The organism is Streptomyces daqingensis, from assembly GCF_014645895.1.
Classification (GTDB): Bacteria; Actinomycetota; Actinomycetes; order Streptomycetales; family Streptomycetaceae; genus Streptomyces; species Streptomyces daqingensis.
This window is the reverse complement of record NZ_BMMP01000006.1, coordinates 198,246-212,160: the sequence shown is the minus strand read 5'-3', so window position 1 is coordinate 212,160 and position 13,915 is coordinate 198,246. Positions and strand designations below refer to the sequence as shown.

Sequence of the window (13,915 nt, the reverse complement as noted above, 5' to 3'; positions counted from 1 at the left end):
GCGCAGTTCTGTCCAGCGCGACCATGAATCGGCCTTGGACACTGTCTGAATCTGACGAGGAAGAATCGGCTCGGCGTTTCGTAGGGTCTATACATGACCGATCAGCCCCAGTCCTCGCAGCAGGCCGCGGATCCCGTATCGGGGGAAGCCCCCGCCCAGGACGCCCGCGGACGCGTGGCCGAACTGCACGCTTTGCGGGAGCGCGCCCGCCAGGGCCCCAGCGAGAGGGCGACCGAGGCTCAGCACGCGAAGGGCAAGCTGACCGTCCGGGAGCGGATCGAACTCCTCCTGGACGAGGGGACGTTCCGCGAGGTGGAGCCGCTGCGGCGGCACCGTGCCACCGGGTTCGGCCTTGAGGAGAAGAAGCCCTACACCGACGGCGTCGTCACCGGATGGGGCCTCGTGCACGGCCGCACGGTCTTCGTCTACGCGCACGACTTCCGCATCTTCGGCGGTGCGCTGGGTGAGGCGCACGCCACGAAGATCCACAAGATCATGGACATGGCGATCTCCGCCGGAGCGCCCCTGATCTCCCTCAACGACGGTGCGGGAGCGCGTATCCAGGAGGGCGTCTCGGCGCTCGCCGGGTACGGCGGGATCTTCCAGCGCAACACCAAGGCCTCGGGAGTCATCCCGCAGATCTCCGTGATGCTCGGCCCGTGCGCCGGCGGCGCCGCCTACTCGCCGGCGCTCACGGACTTCGTCTTCATGGTCCGCGACACCTCGCAGATGTTCATCACCGGACCCGACGTGGTCCAGGCGGTCACCGGCGCGCAGGTCTCCCAGAACGGCCTCGGCGGCGCGGACGTGCACGCCGGGACCTCCGGCGTGGCCCACTTCGCGTACGACGACGAGCAGTCCTGCCTCGAAGAGGTGCGCTACCTGCTGTCGATGCTGCCGAGCAACAACCGCGAGAACCCGCCCGTCGAGGAGTGCCACGACCCCGTCGACCGGCGCGGCGAGGCACTGCTGGACCTGGTGCCCGCGGACGGCAACCGCCCGTACGACATGCGCAAGGTGATCGAGGAGATCGTCGACGACGGCGATCTGCTGGAGATCCACGAGCGCTGGGCCACCAACCTCATCGTGTGCCTGGCGCGGATGGACGGTCAGGTCGTCGGCATCATCGCCAACCAGCCGCAGTCGCTGGCGGGCGTGCTGGACATCGAGGCGTCCGAGAAGGGCGCCCGCTTCGTCCAGATGTGCGACGCCTTCAACATCCCCATCCTCACGCTGCTGGACGTCCCGGGCTTCCTGCCCGGCGTGGACCAGGAGCACGGCGGCATCATCCGGCACGGCGCCAAGCTGCTCTACGCGTACTGCAACGCGACCGTGCCCCGCATCTCGGTGGTGCTGCGCAAGGCATACGGCGGCGCGTACATCGTCATGGACTCCCAGTCCATCGGCGCCGACCTGACGTTCGCGTGGCCGACGAACGAGATCGCGGTCATGGGGGCCGAGGGTGCGGCGAACGTCATCTTCCGCAGGCAGATCAACGGTGCGGACGATCCCGAGGCCATGCGCGCGCGGATGGTCAAGGAGTACAAGGCCGAGCTGATGCACCCGTACTACGCCGCCGAACGCGGCCTGGTGGACGACGTGATCGACCCCGCGGAGACGCGCGAGGTCCTCGTCCGGTCCCTCCAGATGCTCCGCAGCAAGCACGCAGACCTGCCGTCGCGCAAGCACGGCAACCCGCCCCAGTGAGCCCGCAGAGTCAGCAGAGTCCGCAGCAGGATCTCAGCCGAGTCCGTCAGCAAGGGAAGCGACAGCCGATGAAGACCAGCGACAGAACGCGCACCGCCGAAGCCGCCCTCCGCGCCGACGCCGCCCGTCTGGTGCGCGTCGAGAAGGGACACGCGAACGAGGAGGAACTGGCCGCCGTCACGGCCCTGTTGCTCGCCCGTGCCGCGGCCACGGCGCGCCACTCGGCGATCCCGGCCCCCCGCGAGGCAGGCCGCAGCAAGGCCGGCTGGAGGCGCCTGGAGCGCGCCCGCGGGTTCCGCGCCCCGCACAGCTGGCAGGGCTGAGAAAGCGCCCCTGCGGGCCGCTGAGAGCCGCCTGCGAGCGAGAGACGCGAAAGGACGCCCCCCGGTGAACTCACGGGGGGCGTCCTGATGTTCGCCGCGCCGGGGGCCGCTTCAGGCGACGGGGGCGTCCTCCAGTACCGTGCGCTGCGGGTTCGCCGTCTGCGCGGGCAGTTCCCCGAAGTCCGCGTCCAGCGCCTCCGCGGCGACGGCCTCGGTGGTCAGCTCGTCCGCGTCCTGGAGGCTGGCCAGGGTGGTCCGGCGCGGGTTGGCCGTGTTGCGCGTGATAAGGGTGGTCTTCACTCGACCGTACCTCTCAACTTTCCATCAGTTGTCGTTACAACGCATTCTGTAAACCAGCTTAAGTTCCCGGATTACCTCCAGTGCGTGACGCAGGCAATGCGGAGCGTGTGAGTTTCCTCACCGGAGCAGGGGCAAAAAGGGCACAGGGGACGGAAGTTGAGAACCGCCGAAGCGGACATCGGGGTCGGAAAAGGAGTTTCGTGGTCCCGGGCCGGTGCAGACCCGTCGCAGAACCTTTACGATCTGCCGTTGAAAAGTCCGGAATCACGAAAAGTGCGTTCCACAAGAAGTGACGGAACATCGGCGCAGCGTCACATCTCCATCCGGGTTTTCCACAGGCCTTGTTGGAGATCCGGCACTGTGCTGGAATTCCACGGACCGCCGCGGGAAACAACCGGCGCGCAGGGGCGCAGAGCAGCGCCGCGCGGCGGTCAGGGGACGCGCGCCGGTCACTCACGACCGCCAGGGGGGCCTTGGGACCCCCAAGACTCGATACCGTCCCGCCGTCCCAAGCGGAGGGGCGCCTGGTCCAGAGGTTGCGACGCTAGTGCAGGGACGTTTCAAGAGGGATGGCAGCGCAGCGGGGGACGTGGAGCCGCGCGGAATGACCGACCGCGGCACCTCGCCCCAGCGCGCCCAGCAGACCGGCCCCACGGCCGCCGTGCACGAGGACGACAGCGCGGCGACGAACCGTTCGGGCAGCGGTACGGGCAGTGAGGGATCCGCCCCCGAGCGCGTCAGAACGCCTCCCGGGCCCGGGTCCCGGGTCGCGCTGCGCAACTGGCGGATCAGCACGCGCCTCGTCTCGCTGCTCGCGCTTCCCGTCGTCGCGGCCACGACTCTGGGAGCCCTGCGCATCCAGGACTCGCTGGGCAAGGTCGACCAGCTCGAGAACATGAAGCTGCTCACGGAGATGACGGAGCAGGCGACCGAACTCGCCTCCGCTCTCCAGGAGGAGCGCGACCGCTCGGCCGGCCCCCTGATCGCCACGGGCAACCAGAAGGACGACACGGTCGTCGGGCCCCGGCAGAAGACGGACCAGTCCTTCCGCGCGTTCAAGGAAGCGACGGCCGACATCGAGGGCACCGACCAGGTGATGGCGGGCGTCCAGTCGACCGTCCTCGACATCACCCGCCAGGTGACGGCGATCAAGGACGTCCGCGACCGGGCCTACGACAACGAGGACTCGGTCTCGCAGACGGTCAACAGCTACAACCAGCTGATCGATTCGCTGCTGTCCCTGTCGCAGGACATGGCGCAGGCCTCCAACAACTCCGAGATGATCCAGAGCACGCGCGCGCTGGCGGCGTTCTCCACCGCCAAGGAGCACGCCTCCATCCAGCGGGCGATCATCTCCGCGGGCCTCGCCCGCAAGGGCGGTCCCGAGCTCTCCGAGAGCGACCGGCTGTTCGGCAAGACCGCCGCCGACAGCGAGGACGCCTCGCTGGACAGCTTCACCAAGATCTACGGCGACGAGCGCGCCGTCGAGCTGACGAAGCCCCTCGACGGCGGCGTCGTCAACATCACGCTGGCGGACAAGTACCGCGACCGCGTGCTGAACAACCCCGACGGCATCAAGAGCGAGACCCGCTCGTACCCCGACTGGTACGACCAGGACCGCTCCAAGATCGACGAGATGGCCAAGATCGAGTCGGCGCTCCTCTCGCAGCTGGAGCAGCAGGCTCGCGAACTGCGCTCCGCCGCGCAGCGCGAGGCCATCATCAACGGCGCGATCATCCTGCTCGTCCTCGGCATATCGCTCGTCGGCGCGTTCGTGGTGGCCCGCTCCATGGTCCGCTCGCTGCGCAGGCTCCAGGACACCGCTCAGGACGTCGCCCGCAAGCGCCTTCCCGAGCTGGTCAAGCAGATGTCCGAGGCCGAGCCCCAGGACGTCGACACCTCTGTCGAGTCCGTGGGTGTGCACAGCCGGGACGAGATCGGCCGTGTGGCCTCCGCGTTCGACGACGTCCACCGCGAAGCCGTCCGGCTCGCGGGCGAGCAGGCACTGCTCCGGGGCAACGTCAACGCGATGTTCACCAACCTCTCGCGCCGCAGCCAGGGCCTCATCCAGCGCCAGCTCTCGCTGATCTCCGAACTGGAGTCCCGCGAGGCCGACCCGGACCAGCTCTCGTCGCTGTTCAAGCTGGACCACCTCGCGACGCGTATGCGCCGCAACGGCGAGAACCTCCTCGTCCTCGCGGGTGAGGAGCCGGGCCGCCGCTGGACCAGGCCCGTCCCGCTCGTGGACGTCCTCCGCGCGGCCGCGTCCGAGGTGGAGCAGTACGAGCGCATCGAGCTGAACTCCGTGCCCGCCACGGAGGTCGCCGGCCGCGTCGTCAACGACCTCGTGCACCTCCTGGCCGAGCTGCTGGAGAACGCGACGTCGTTCTCCTCGCCGCAGACGAAGGTCAAGGTCACCGGCCACGCCCTGCCCGACGGCCGGGTGCTGGTGGAGATCCACGACACCGGCATCGGCCTCTCGCCGGAGGACCTCTCCGCGATCAACGAGCGGCTGGCCAGCCCCCCGACGGTGGACGTCTCGGTCTCCCGCCGCATGGGCCTGTTCGTGGTCGGCCGCCTCTCGCTGCGTCACGGCATCCGCATCCAGCTGCGCCCCTCGGACTCCGGCGGAACGACCGCGCTGGTCATGCTTCCCGTCGACGTCGCGCAGGGCGGCGCCCAGCCGCCGCAGCCCGGCAAGGCCAAGTCGGCGGCCGCCGCGGCGCCCAAGGGCACCGGCCTCGCCGCCGCGCTGCAGCGCGGCCCGAGCGGCGGCCCCGGTGCCAAGATGGGGCAGGCGCGTCCCGTCGGCGGCGGCGAGGCCCGCCCCGAACTGCCCGGCGGGGGAGCCCCCGTGGGCGCCGGAACCGGACCGGGCGACAACGGCGCTCCGGCGAACGACTTCTTCAGCGACAGCGGTGCGGGCAACGGCAAGCCGCGCAGCGGCCCGCCCGCCGCTCCGCCGCTCAACCGCCAGGTTCCGCCGCTGCCTCAGCGTCCCGGCCCGGCCGGTCAGCTGACCGGCGGCAACGCGAGCCCGTCGGGTCCCGGTGGTCCGGGAGGCCCCGGTGGCCAGCGCGGCCCGGGCGACACGGGCGAGTTCAGCAGGCCGGACGACTGGCAGAGCTGGGAGGGCAACCAGGCCTCGGGCGAGTACGCCGCCCCGCCGCAGCCCAACCAGGACACCGGCGAGCGCCCCCTGCCGCCCTCGGACACGGGCCAGTTCGCCCGCCCGCCGCAGCCTTCCGAGGCGAGCCCGTTCGCGCGTCCCCCGCAGCCTTCGGGCACGGGTGAGTTCCAGCGTCCGCCGTCGCCCGCCGAGACGGGGCAGTTCGCCCGTCCCGAGGAGTGGAGCCAGCGTCCCAGCTGGGCGTCCCCTTCGGGTTCCGGCGAGGACGGCCCGCGCGGGCACGACGACTCCGACGTCTCGGACACCGGAGAGTTCGCCCGTCCCGGGTTCACCGGCGCTTCCAGCGGCGGCCAGGGTGCCGCTCCCGGCAGGGAGCAGCAGGGCCAGAGCCCGCAGGACACCGGCGAGCACGCACAGCCCGACCGGTCGCAGAACGAGCAGGCGCCCGCCTACGACCCGGACTTCGGCATACCCGCGGTGCCGCCGGCAGCCGCCGACGCACCCACGCCGATCTTCGAGGCCATCGAGTCCAACTGGTTCCGTGCCGCTTCCTCGGCGCCTCCCCCCGCTCCCCGCGGGGACAGGAACGAGGGGGCGACGGAACCCTCGCACCAGGCACCCGCACCACGGCCCGGCCAGCCGGCCTCCGCCGTGCCGCCGATGCCGCAGCGTCAGACCGCTCGGGGCACCGCCGAGAGCGCGTCTGCGAACTCCGCCCACGCGACCGGGGAAGCGCACAGCAGCGCCGACCCGGGTGCGTACTGGGGTGCCTCTCCCAACGACGAGCGCTGGCGCAAGGCCGAACAGGTCCGCCAGCCCGCCGCCGGGGGAGTCACCACTTCGGGTCTGCCGCGTCGCGTGCCCCGCGCCAACCTTGTCGCGGGTACCGCGCAGCAGCAGTCCTCCGCCCAATCCGGTCCCCAGGTCTCCCGCGCCCCTGACGACGTCCGTGGCCGGCTGACCAACCTACGCCGCGGCATCCAGCAGGGCCGGCAGGCCGGTACGACGAACGGCCGCGGCATTGGCCCCACTTACCAGCAGGAGCGTTAGTTGAGTCCGATGAGCCAGGCGGCGCAGAATCTGAACTGGTTGATCACCAACTTCGTGGACAACACCCCAGGTGTGTCGCACACGGTGGTGGTCTCCGCGGACGGCCTCCTTCTGGCCATGTCCGAGGGCTTCCCGCGCGACCGCGCCGACCAGTTGGCGGCGGTCGCCTCCGGGCTGACCTCACTGACCGCGGGCGCCTCACGCATCTTCGAGGGGGGTCCCGTCAACCAGACCGTGGTGGAGATGGAACGGGGGTTCCTCTTCATCATGTCCATCTCGGACGGCTCCTCTCTCGCCGTCCTCGCACACCCCGAGGCCGACATCGGTCTCGTCGGTTACGAGATGGCCTTGCTGGTCGACCGTGCGGGAACAGTCCTCACCCCTGACGTGCGCGCTGAACTTCAGGGGAGCATCCTCAACTGATCCGAACCGCAGCATCATGTGCCACCTCAGACCGTTAGCCGACCCGACCTCATGCCTCGCTCGGAGGAGCCATGACCCCGCCAGCCACGCCCGGCCCGTACGGTGCCCCATACCAGCACGCACCGTACGGAGGTGAGGGCGACCAGCCGCTGGTGCGCCCTTATGCCATGACGGGCGGCCGTACAAGGCCGCGCTACCAGCTTGCGATCGAGGCGTTGGTGAGCACGAGCGCCGACCCGATGCAGCTGCAGGGTCTGCTCCCCGAGCACCAGCGGATCTGCCATCTGTGCCGTGAGGTCAAGTCGGTGGCGGAGGTCTCCGCCCTGCTCGCGATACCGCTCGGCGTGGCCCGGATCCTGGTCGCCGACCTCGCCGAGGCCGGCATGGTGGCCATCCATCAGCCCGGCGGCGGTTCCGAACCTGGTGGCGCTCCGGATGTGACCTTGCTCGAAAGGGTGCTCAGTGGACTTCGCAAGCTCTAGCCCGCAGACGACGGGGCAGACGATGGGTTACGGAGCCCCTGCGGCGGCCCGTTCGACGACCTCCGCGAAAATCGTGGTCGCCGGTGGTTTCGGTGTGGGCAAGACGACCTTCGTGGGTGCCGTGTCGGAGATCAATCCGCTCCGTACGGAAGCCGTGATGACCTCGGCCTCCGCCGGGATCGACGACCTGACCCACACCGGCGGCAAGACCACCACCACGGTGGCCATGGACTTCGGCCGCATCACTCTCGACGACGACCTGATCCTGTACCTGTTCGGTACGCCGGGGCAGGACCGTTTCTGGTTCATGTGGGACGACTTGGTGCGCGGTGCGATCGGTGCCGTCGTGCTGGTCGACACCCGCCGACTCGCGGACTGCTTCCCCGCGGTCGACTACTTCGAGAACTCCGGCCTCCCCTTCGTGATCGCGCTGAACGGCTTCGACGGCCACCAGCCCTACGGGCCGGAGGAGGTCCGTGAGGCGCTGCAGATCGGCCCGGACGCGCCGATCATCGTCACCGACGCCCGGCACCGCGCCGAGGCGAAGAGTGCGCTGATCACTCTGGTCGAGCACGCGCTGCTCGCCCGCCTGAAGTGAACAGCGGAGCCAACTAGACGCACCGTACGTCGAGTTGATGACACAGCCGGTAACGCTGCCCGCAGCGTCCGGCTGTGTTCTTCGCCATGCCCGGGCCCGAATTCATAACGTTTCGACAGTGAATTACGGCTTCGTGAACACTGCTGGCGAGCAGAAAACTTCACTCTGCTCACAAAACTTGCCCGCGATGTCGTGACTGTCGCTTTCTGCCCCTTTTTAAGGGCCTCTCACTGACTCGTTCCCGCCTCGACCAACTGTTTGGCTCGCTCTGTTCTGACGTGCTGAAATGCGCTGAACTCAGCAGTAGCGAGTGGCACGACGGGATCCGCGTAACGGCCGATGTCGGACAGCCGGGTCCAAGAGGTGAGGAGTCGCGTGAGGCGAAGCAAGACGGGCGCTGCGACACGGGCGAGCCAGGAGTCCCGGGGCAACTTCACACCGCCGTCCCTGGGTGCGGCGAGCACCGGACTGCCTGCCGGCGGCGGCAACGGCAGCCGGCTGGCGGTCCGGAACTGGCGCGTGAGAACCCGCCTCAACGCGATCCTCCTCATTCCCGTGATCGTCGGCCTGGTCTTCGGCGGTTTCCGGGTCCAGGACTCCGTCGAGACCTGGAACGAGGCGGACGAGGCGCAGCGCACCGCCGAGCTCGTGCGCGCGGCCGCCACCTACGGCAACGCCCTCATCGACGAGCGCGACCGCACCGTGGCGCCCCTGCTCGCGGGCCGCCGGAACGATCCGTCAGTCGAGCGCGTACGCGCCGTCACCGACCGCGCCAAGGAGGGCTTCGACCGCGCCGTGACGGCGATGCCGGACAAGCCCGGGCTGAAGCGCCGGCTGGCTGTCTTCCGCAAGGTGGAGCCCAAGCTGGGCGAGCTCCGCAGGGCGGCGTACACCGATCGTCTGAGCGGCGTGCGCACCGAAGAGGGCTACGTCACGATCCAGCACCCGCTGATGGAGTTCGCCAACGAACTCGGCTTCGGCACGGGCAACATCACCTCCTACGGGCGCACCGTCTACTCGATCTCCCTGGGCAAGGCGGCGCAGTCCCTGGAGCGCTCCATCGCCATGCACATCCTGGTGCGCCCCGGGCCGTCGAAGACCGACCGGAAGCGGCAGTTCACCGCTCTGACCTCCTACGCCTACCTCGAGCGCATCGCCATGGAGGAGTACGTCGGCGGCGGGCGCCCCGAGGACATCGCGCTGCTCAAGCGCGAGAAGGCCCGCGCCGAGGCCAAGGGCAAGAAGCTCGCGGCGGTCCAGAAGGCGAAGGTGCAGGCAGCGGGCGGGCAGTACGTACCGCCGCCGCCCGCGGAGAAGGCGATACCGGCCATCGTCTCCGGTTCCGGCGCCCGGGCGCTGAAGGCCAAGGGCATCACCGCGAAGAGCTGGTTCGCCTCCAGCACCCTCAAGTTCGACGCCTACCGCGCCGTGGAGAAGCAGCTCGCCGACCAGGCGGTGGAGGAGACCGAGCAGATCTCCTCCGACGCGCGGCAGGACGCCTTCGTCAACGCGCTCATCGTGCTGGTCTCGCTGCTTCTCGCCTTCGTCGTCGCGGGCATGATGGCCCGCTCGATGAGCCGCGGCATGCGCAACCTGCGCACCGCCGCGTTCGGCATCGCCGAGGAGCGGCTTCCCTCGCTCGTCGACCAGCTCTCCCGTACGGATCCGGGACGGGTCGACACGAGGGTCGCGCCCATCCCGATCGACAGCCGGGACGAGATCGGCGAGGTCGCGCGGGCCTTCGACCAGGTGCACCGCGAGGCCGTGCGTCTCGCGGCCGAGCAGGCGCTGCTGCGAGGAAACGTCAATGCGATCTTCACGAACCTCTCCAGCCGCAACCAGGGCCTCATCGAGCGCCAACTGGGCCTGATCTCCGACCTGGAGAACAACGAGGCCGACCCGGATCAGCTAGAGAGCCTCTTCCGCCTCGACCATCTGGCCACCCGTATGCGGCGCAACGGAGAGAACCTCCTCGTCCTCGCCGGCGAGGAGCCCGGCCGCCGCTGGAACGAGCCCGTCCCGCTCGTCGACATCCTGCGGGCCGCCTCGTCCGAGGTGGAGCACTACGAGCGCATCGAGCTCTCGGGCATCCCGGAGAGCGAGATCCACGGCCAGGTCGTCAACGACCTCGTGCACCTGCTGGCCGAACTCCTGGAGAACGCCACCACGTTCTCGTCGCCGCAGACGAAGGTGCACGTCACGGCGACCCGGCTGCCCGACGGCCGCGTCGTCGTCGAGATCCACGACAAGGGCATCGGCCTGACCGCCGAGGACTTCGCCGACATCAACCACAAGCTGGCCAACCCGCCCACGGTGGACGCCAGTCTGGCCAAGCGCATGGGCCTGTTCGTGGTCGGCCGCCTCGCCGACCGGCACGGCATCCGCGTCCAGCTGCGGCCCTCCGGTGAACAGGCGGGCACGACGTGCCTGGTGATGCTTCCCGAGGCCATCACCCGTGGCGGCGGAGGCGAGGAGGACGCCTTCGAGGACTTCAGCGTCTCCCGGATCATGCCGGAGCGTCCCCAGCCTCCCCGGCAGCAGCAGGGAGAACTGACGGGGGCCCGCTCCGCGGCCGAACTCGGCTTCGACGACGGCTCCTACGAGATCCCCGACGACGTCTCCGCGCTCGACCCCCTGGGCCCGTCCCTGCCGGGAGCCGGCGGCCACGACGGCCTCCGGGAGCGTCCGGGCCGGCACCGCGCGGGTCCGGGAGACGGCTTGGAGGAGCGTCCGGCCGGTGACCCCCGCCCGCTGCGGCCCGCGCCCTCCGGGTACGAGCAACAGCCGTACGGCCGGCCCGAGTTCGGCGGCCGGCAGGCCGATCCCGGGTGGCAGCCGGCGTACGGGCAGCACGAGCCGCCGGAGCCCGGGCCCGGAACGGGGCCGTCCGCAGATGACCGTCTCGTTCCCGGGGAGCCACAAGCGGAATCCGCACCCGGCGTTCACGGGAACGGCAGCAACGGCGTAGGCTTCGACCGGCCGGGTCCCGGCCCGAGCGACTACCGCTCCACTACCGGCGCAGGTCTGCCGCGCCGAGAGACGGCGCGGCAGGGGCAGGCGGGTGGACCCAAGGCGCAACACCAGGAACCCCAGCGTCAAACGGAATCCTCCGGGAGTTGGCAGTCGCCCAACGACGAGCGCTGGAACCGTGCGGGCCGGCTGCGCGAACCGCAGTCCGGTGGTACCACTTCATCCGGCCTTCCCAGGCGGGTGCCCAGGGCCAACCTGGTCGAGGGCACAGCCGAAGCACCCATGCAGGGAGGCCCCGCGGTCTCCCGTGCGCCGGAGGACGTCCGTGGCAGGCTGAGTAACCTGCACCGGGGCGTCCGCAGAGGGCGCGGTGCGGGTGACGGCCCCCACAATGACCGACAGGGCTTCGGCCCCGGCAGCACCTACGATCAGGAGCGTTAGTGTGAGCCCGATGAGCCAGGCGGCGCAGAACCTGAACTGGTTGATCACCAACTTCGTGGACAGCACCCCCGGTGTTTCCCACACGGTTGTGGTCTCCGCGGACGGGCTACTGCTCGCGATGTCCGAGGGCTTCCCGCGCGACCGCGCCGACCAGTTGGCCGCGGTCGCCTCCGGGCTGACCTCGCTCACCGCCGGAGCCTCCCGCATCTTCGAGGGCGGCATGGTGAACCAGACAGTGGTGGAGATGGAGAGGGGATTCCTTTTCATCATGTCCATCTCCGACGGCTCCGCCCTGGCGGTCCTCGCCCATCCCGACGCCGACATCGGTCTGGTCGGCTACGAGATGGCACTTCTCGTCGATCGCGCGGGTACGGTTCTCACCCCGGACCTCCGTGCTGAACTGCAAGGCAGCCTGCTCAACTGATTCTCAACCAGTAGTCAGGCAGTGCGCGTTGCGCCTCCGCGCCATAAGGTGCTGGGGATGCGGCGCTCACTCAACGAGCTGGAGCAGGCGGAATGATGTGGCAAGCACGTCCGTGAGTCGGAGGAGGAAACGTGACAATGCCCCCAGGCGGCCCGTCGTCGTACGGCAGTGGTCATGAGAACGCGCGCCCGAAGCGGTTCAACTTCCCCTCGACGCCCAGCAGGCACGTGGGCGCCCACTCACGCGACGAGCCTCAGCCTCCGCGCCGGCAGCAGCCGCCCCCGCAGCGGCAGGAGCCGCCGCAGTTCGACGAGGGGCTGTACGGCGGCCGTCGCGAGCAGTCGTACGGCGGGGGGCAGTACGACCAGGGCCCGCCACCCCGCATCCAGCCTGTGCAGCCCGCCCCGCGCAGCGACGCGGGGAGCCACAACGGCCGCACCGAGCAGCAGCCGCTGGTGCGCCCGTACGCCATGACCGGTGGCCGTACCAGGCCCCGCTACCAGCTCGCCATCGAGGCTCTGGTGCATACTTCTGCTGAACCGGCCCGACTGCAGGGCCAGTTGCCGGAGCATCAGCGGATCTGCCGGCTGTGCTATGAGATCAAATCGGTAGCTGAGATCTCGGCACTTCTCTCCATTCCCCTTGGCGTCGCCCGTATCCTCGTCGCCGACCTGGCGGAGGCCGGACTCGTCGCCATCCACCAGCCCGGCGGCGAGGACACCGACGCCGACGGCCAGCCAGACGTGACACTGCTCGAAAGGGTGCTCAGTGGACTTCGGAAGCTCTAGCGGCGGCGCTGCTGCCCGTTCCACCACTTCCGCGAAAATCGTGGTCGCCGGTGGTTTCGGTGTGGGCAAGACGACCTTCGTGGGTGCCGTGTCGGAGATCAATCCGCTGCGCACGGAAGCCGTGATGACCTCGGCCTCCGCCGGGATCGACGACCTGACCCACACCGGTGACAAGACCACCACCACGGTGGCCATGGACTTCGGCCGCATCACTCTCGACCAGGACCTGATCCTGTACCTGTTCGGTACGCCGGGGCAGGACCGTTTCTGGTTCATGTGGGACGACCTGGTGCGCGGTGCGATCGGTGCCGTCGTGCTGGTCGACACCCGCCGACTCGCGGACTGCTTCCCCGCGGTCGACTACTTCGAGAACTCCGGCCTCCCCTTCGTGATCGCGCTGAACGGCTTCGACGGCCACCAGCCGTATACCCCGGAAGAGGTCCGCGAAGCGCTGCAGATCGGCCCGGACGCGCCGATCATCACCACCGACGCGCGCCACCGCTCGGACGCGAAGAGCGCGCTGATCACTCTGGTCGAGCACGCACTGATGGCCCGCCTGCGCTGAGCGGCCGGGCAGCACGCGGAGTCGCCGCAACGACGAAGAGCCGGACGGGGTCCGGCTCTTCGTCGTTCGTCTGCGGGAGCCCGGGCCCCGGCACGCACTCGCGGCATGCCCCGCCAACCCGGCACGGCGCGGGGCGTCCTGCGGCGCTCAGGCGGCCTTCAGGGCCTTCTTCTCCGCGGCGTCCCGCCGCCACGCGTCGCCCAGCGGCACGAGACCCAGAACGAGGAGAGCCAGTGTGGCGGGCAGCACCCATCCCGGTATCGCGGCCGTCTCCGCCGTGCGCCACTGGACCCAGCACAGCGGCACGAGGGCGACCCCGTACAGCGCGTTCATCATCAGCAGCGCTCTGGCGGTACGGCGGGCGGACGTGGCGCTCGCCGGACGGTTCGTCAGCGAGTTCGCCACCGCGGGCCAGCGGCCCTGGGGGCGGGCCAGCTCGTCCAGCGGCGTGATGCGGGCCGAGAGCGCCGCGCTGCCGGCGAGGGCGGCCGTGAGGCCGGCGTAGACGAGGACGGGGACGAACGCGGCCAGGAGGGTCTTGTCCGTCCACGCGTCGACGCCGCCCGGACCCACGTGCGACGGCACCCGGCCGGGCAGGTACGGGTACCGCAGCGCGCCCCACGCCGCCATGCCGCACAGCATCAGGAGGCTCGGGGCCAGCCAGACCCACAACGCTCCGCTCCGCCCGTTCCGTGTTCCCTCCGCCATGCTTTC

12 protein-coding genes are annotated in these 13,915 nt (G+C 70.0%); 10 read left to right on the top strand and 2 right to left on the bottom strand.

Features of this window, described 5'->3' with window-relative positions; all coding sequences use genetic code 11:
* The first annotated feature begins 93 nt into the window (after positions 1 to 93).
* The gene (locus IEY56_RS11125; RefSeq protein ID WP_229711787.1) at positions 94 to 1,707 is read left to right on the top strand and encodes an acyl-CoA carboxylase subunit beta; all 1,614 of its coding nucleotides are present in this window, start codon (positions 94 to 96) and stop codon (positions 1,705 to 1,707) included.
* 68 nt (positions 1,708 to 1,775) lie between these two features.
* Positions 1,776 to 2,030: an acyl-CoA carboxylase epsilon subunit gene (locus IEY56_RS11120; RefSeq protein ID WP_189036969.1), complete on the top strand. Its 255-nt coding sequence runs from the start codon at positions 1,776 to 1,778 to the stop codon at positions 2,028 to 2,030.
* Positions 2,031 to 2,141: 111 nt separating this feature from the next.
* On the opposite strand, the gene IEY56_RS11115 is transcribed toward IEY56_RS11120, so the two are convergent.
* A complete protein-coding gene (locus tag IEY56_RS11115; RefSeq protein ID WP_189036968.1) occupies positions 2,142 to 2,330 on the bottom strand; it encodes a hypothetical protein in 189 nt (62 codons plus the stop codon).
* A gap of 604 nt (positions 2,331 to 2,934) precedes the next feature.
* Between IEY56_RS11115 and IEY56_RS11110 the strand changes: the two genes are divergently transcribed.
* The 8 genes from IEY56_RS11110 (at position 2,935) to IEY56_RS11075 (ending at position 13,201) form a co-directional block, all read left to right on the top strand.
* Positions 2,935 to 6,510 carry a nitrate- and nitrite sensing domain-containing protein gene (locus tag IEY56_RS11110; RefSeq protein ID WP_373292063.1) on the top strand — a complete coding sequence of 1,192 codons (3,576 nt, stop codon included), beginning with the start codon at positions 2,935 to 2,937 and terminating at the stop codon, positions 6,508 to 6,510.
* Between the two features lie 9 nt (positions 6,511 to 6,519).
* Positions 6,520 to 6,933, top strand: coding sequence for a roadblock/LC7 domain-containing protein (locus IEY56_RS11105; protein WP_028433436.1), 414 nt, complete (start codon positions 6,520 to 6,522; stop codon positions 6,931 to 6,933).
* 71 nt (positions 6,934 to 7,004) lie between these two features.
* Positions 7,005 to 7,415: a DUF742 domain-containing protein gene (locus IEY56_RS11100; protein ID WP_045864934.1), complete on the top strand. Its 411-nt coding sequence runs from the start codon at positions 7,005 to 7,007 to the stop codon at positions 7,413 to 7,415.
* Positions 7,396 to 8,013, top strand: a complete 618-nt coding sequence (locus IEY56_RS11095; protein ID WP_373292062.1) for a GTP-binding protein — start codon at positions 7,396 to 7,398, stop codon at positions 8,011 to 8,013. Before IEY56_RS11100 ends, IEY56_RS11095 begins: the two co-directional genes overlap by 20 nt.
* Positions 8,014 to 8,388: 375 nt before the next feature.
* The gene (locus tag IEY56_RS11090) at positions 8,389 to 11,424 is read left to right on the top strand and encodes a sensor histidine kinase (protein ID WP_229711786.1); all 3,036 of its coding nucleotides are present in this window, start codon (positions 8,389 to 8,391) and stop codon (positions 11,422 to 11,424) included.
* Positions 11,425 to 11,434: 10 nt separating this feature from the next.
* Entirely contained in the window at positions 11,435 to 11,848 is a 414-nt protein-coding gene (locus tag IEY56_RS11085) for a roadblock/LC7 domain-containing protein (RefSeq protein ID WP_045865126.1), read from the top strand.
* A 131-nt stretch (positions 11,849 to 11,979) separates the two neighbouring features.
* Positions 11,980 to 12,636, top strand: a complete 657-nt coding sequence (locus IEY56_RS11080; RefSeq protein ID WP_229711785.1) for a DUF742 domain-containing protein — start codon at positions 11,980 to 11,982, stop codon at positions 12,634 to 12,636.
* Complete coding sequence (locus IEY56_RS11075) at positions 12,617 to 13,201, top strand: GTP-binding protein (protein ID WP_045864938.1); 585 nt, start codon at positions 12,617 to 12,619, stop codon at positions 13,199 to 13,201. The genes IEY56_RS11080 and IEY56_RS11075 overlap by 20 nt, the downstream gene beginning before the upstream one ends.
* A 147-nt stretch (positions 13,202 to 13,348) precedes the next feature.
* On the opposite strand, the gene IEY56_RS11070 is transcribed toward IEY56_RS11075, so the two are convergent.
* Complete coding sequence (locus IEY56_RS11070) at positions 13,349 to 13,909, bottom strand: DUF1648 domain-containing protein (RefSeq protein ID WP_189036964.1); 561 nt, start codon at positions 13,907 to 13,909, stop codon at positions 13,349 to 13,351.
* Positions 13,910 to 13,915 lie beyond the last annotated feature (6 nt).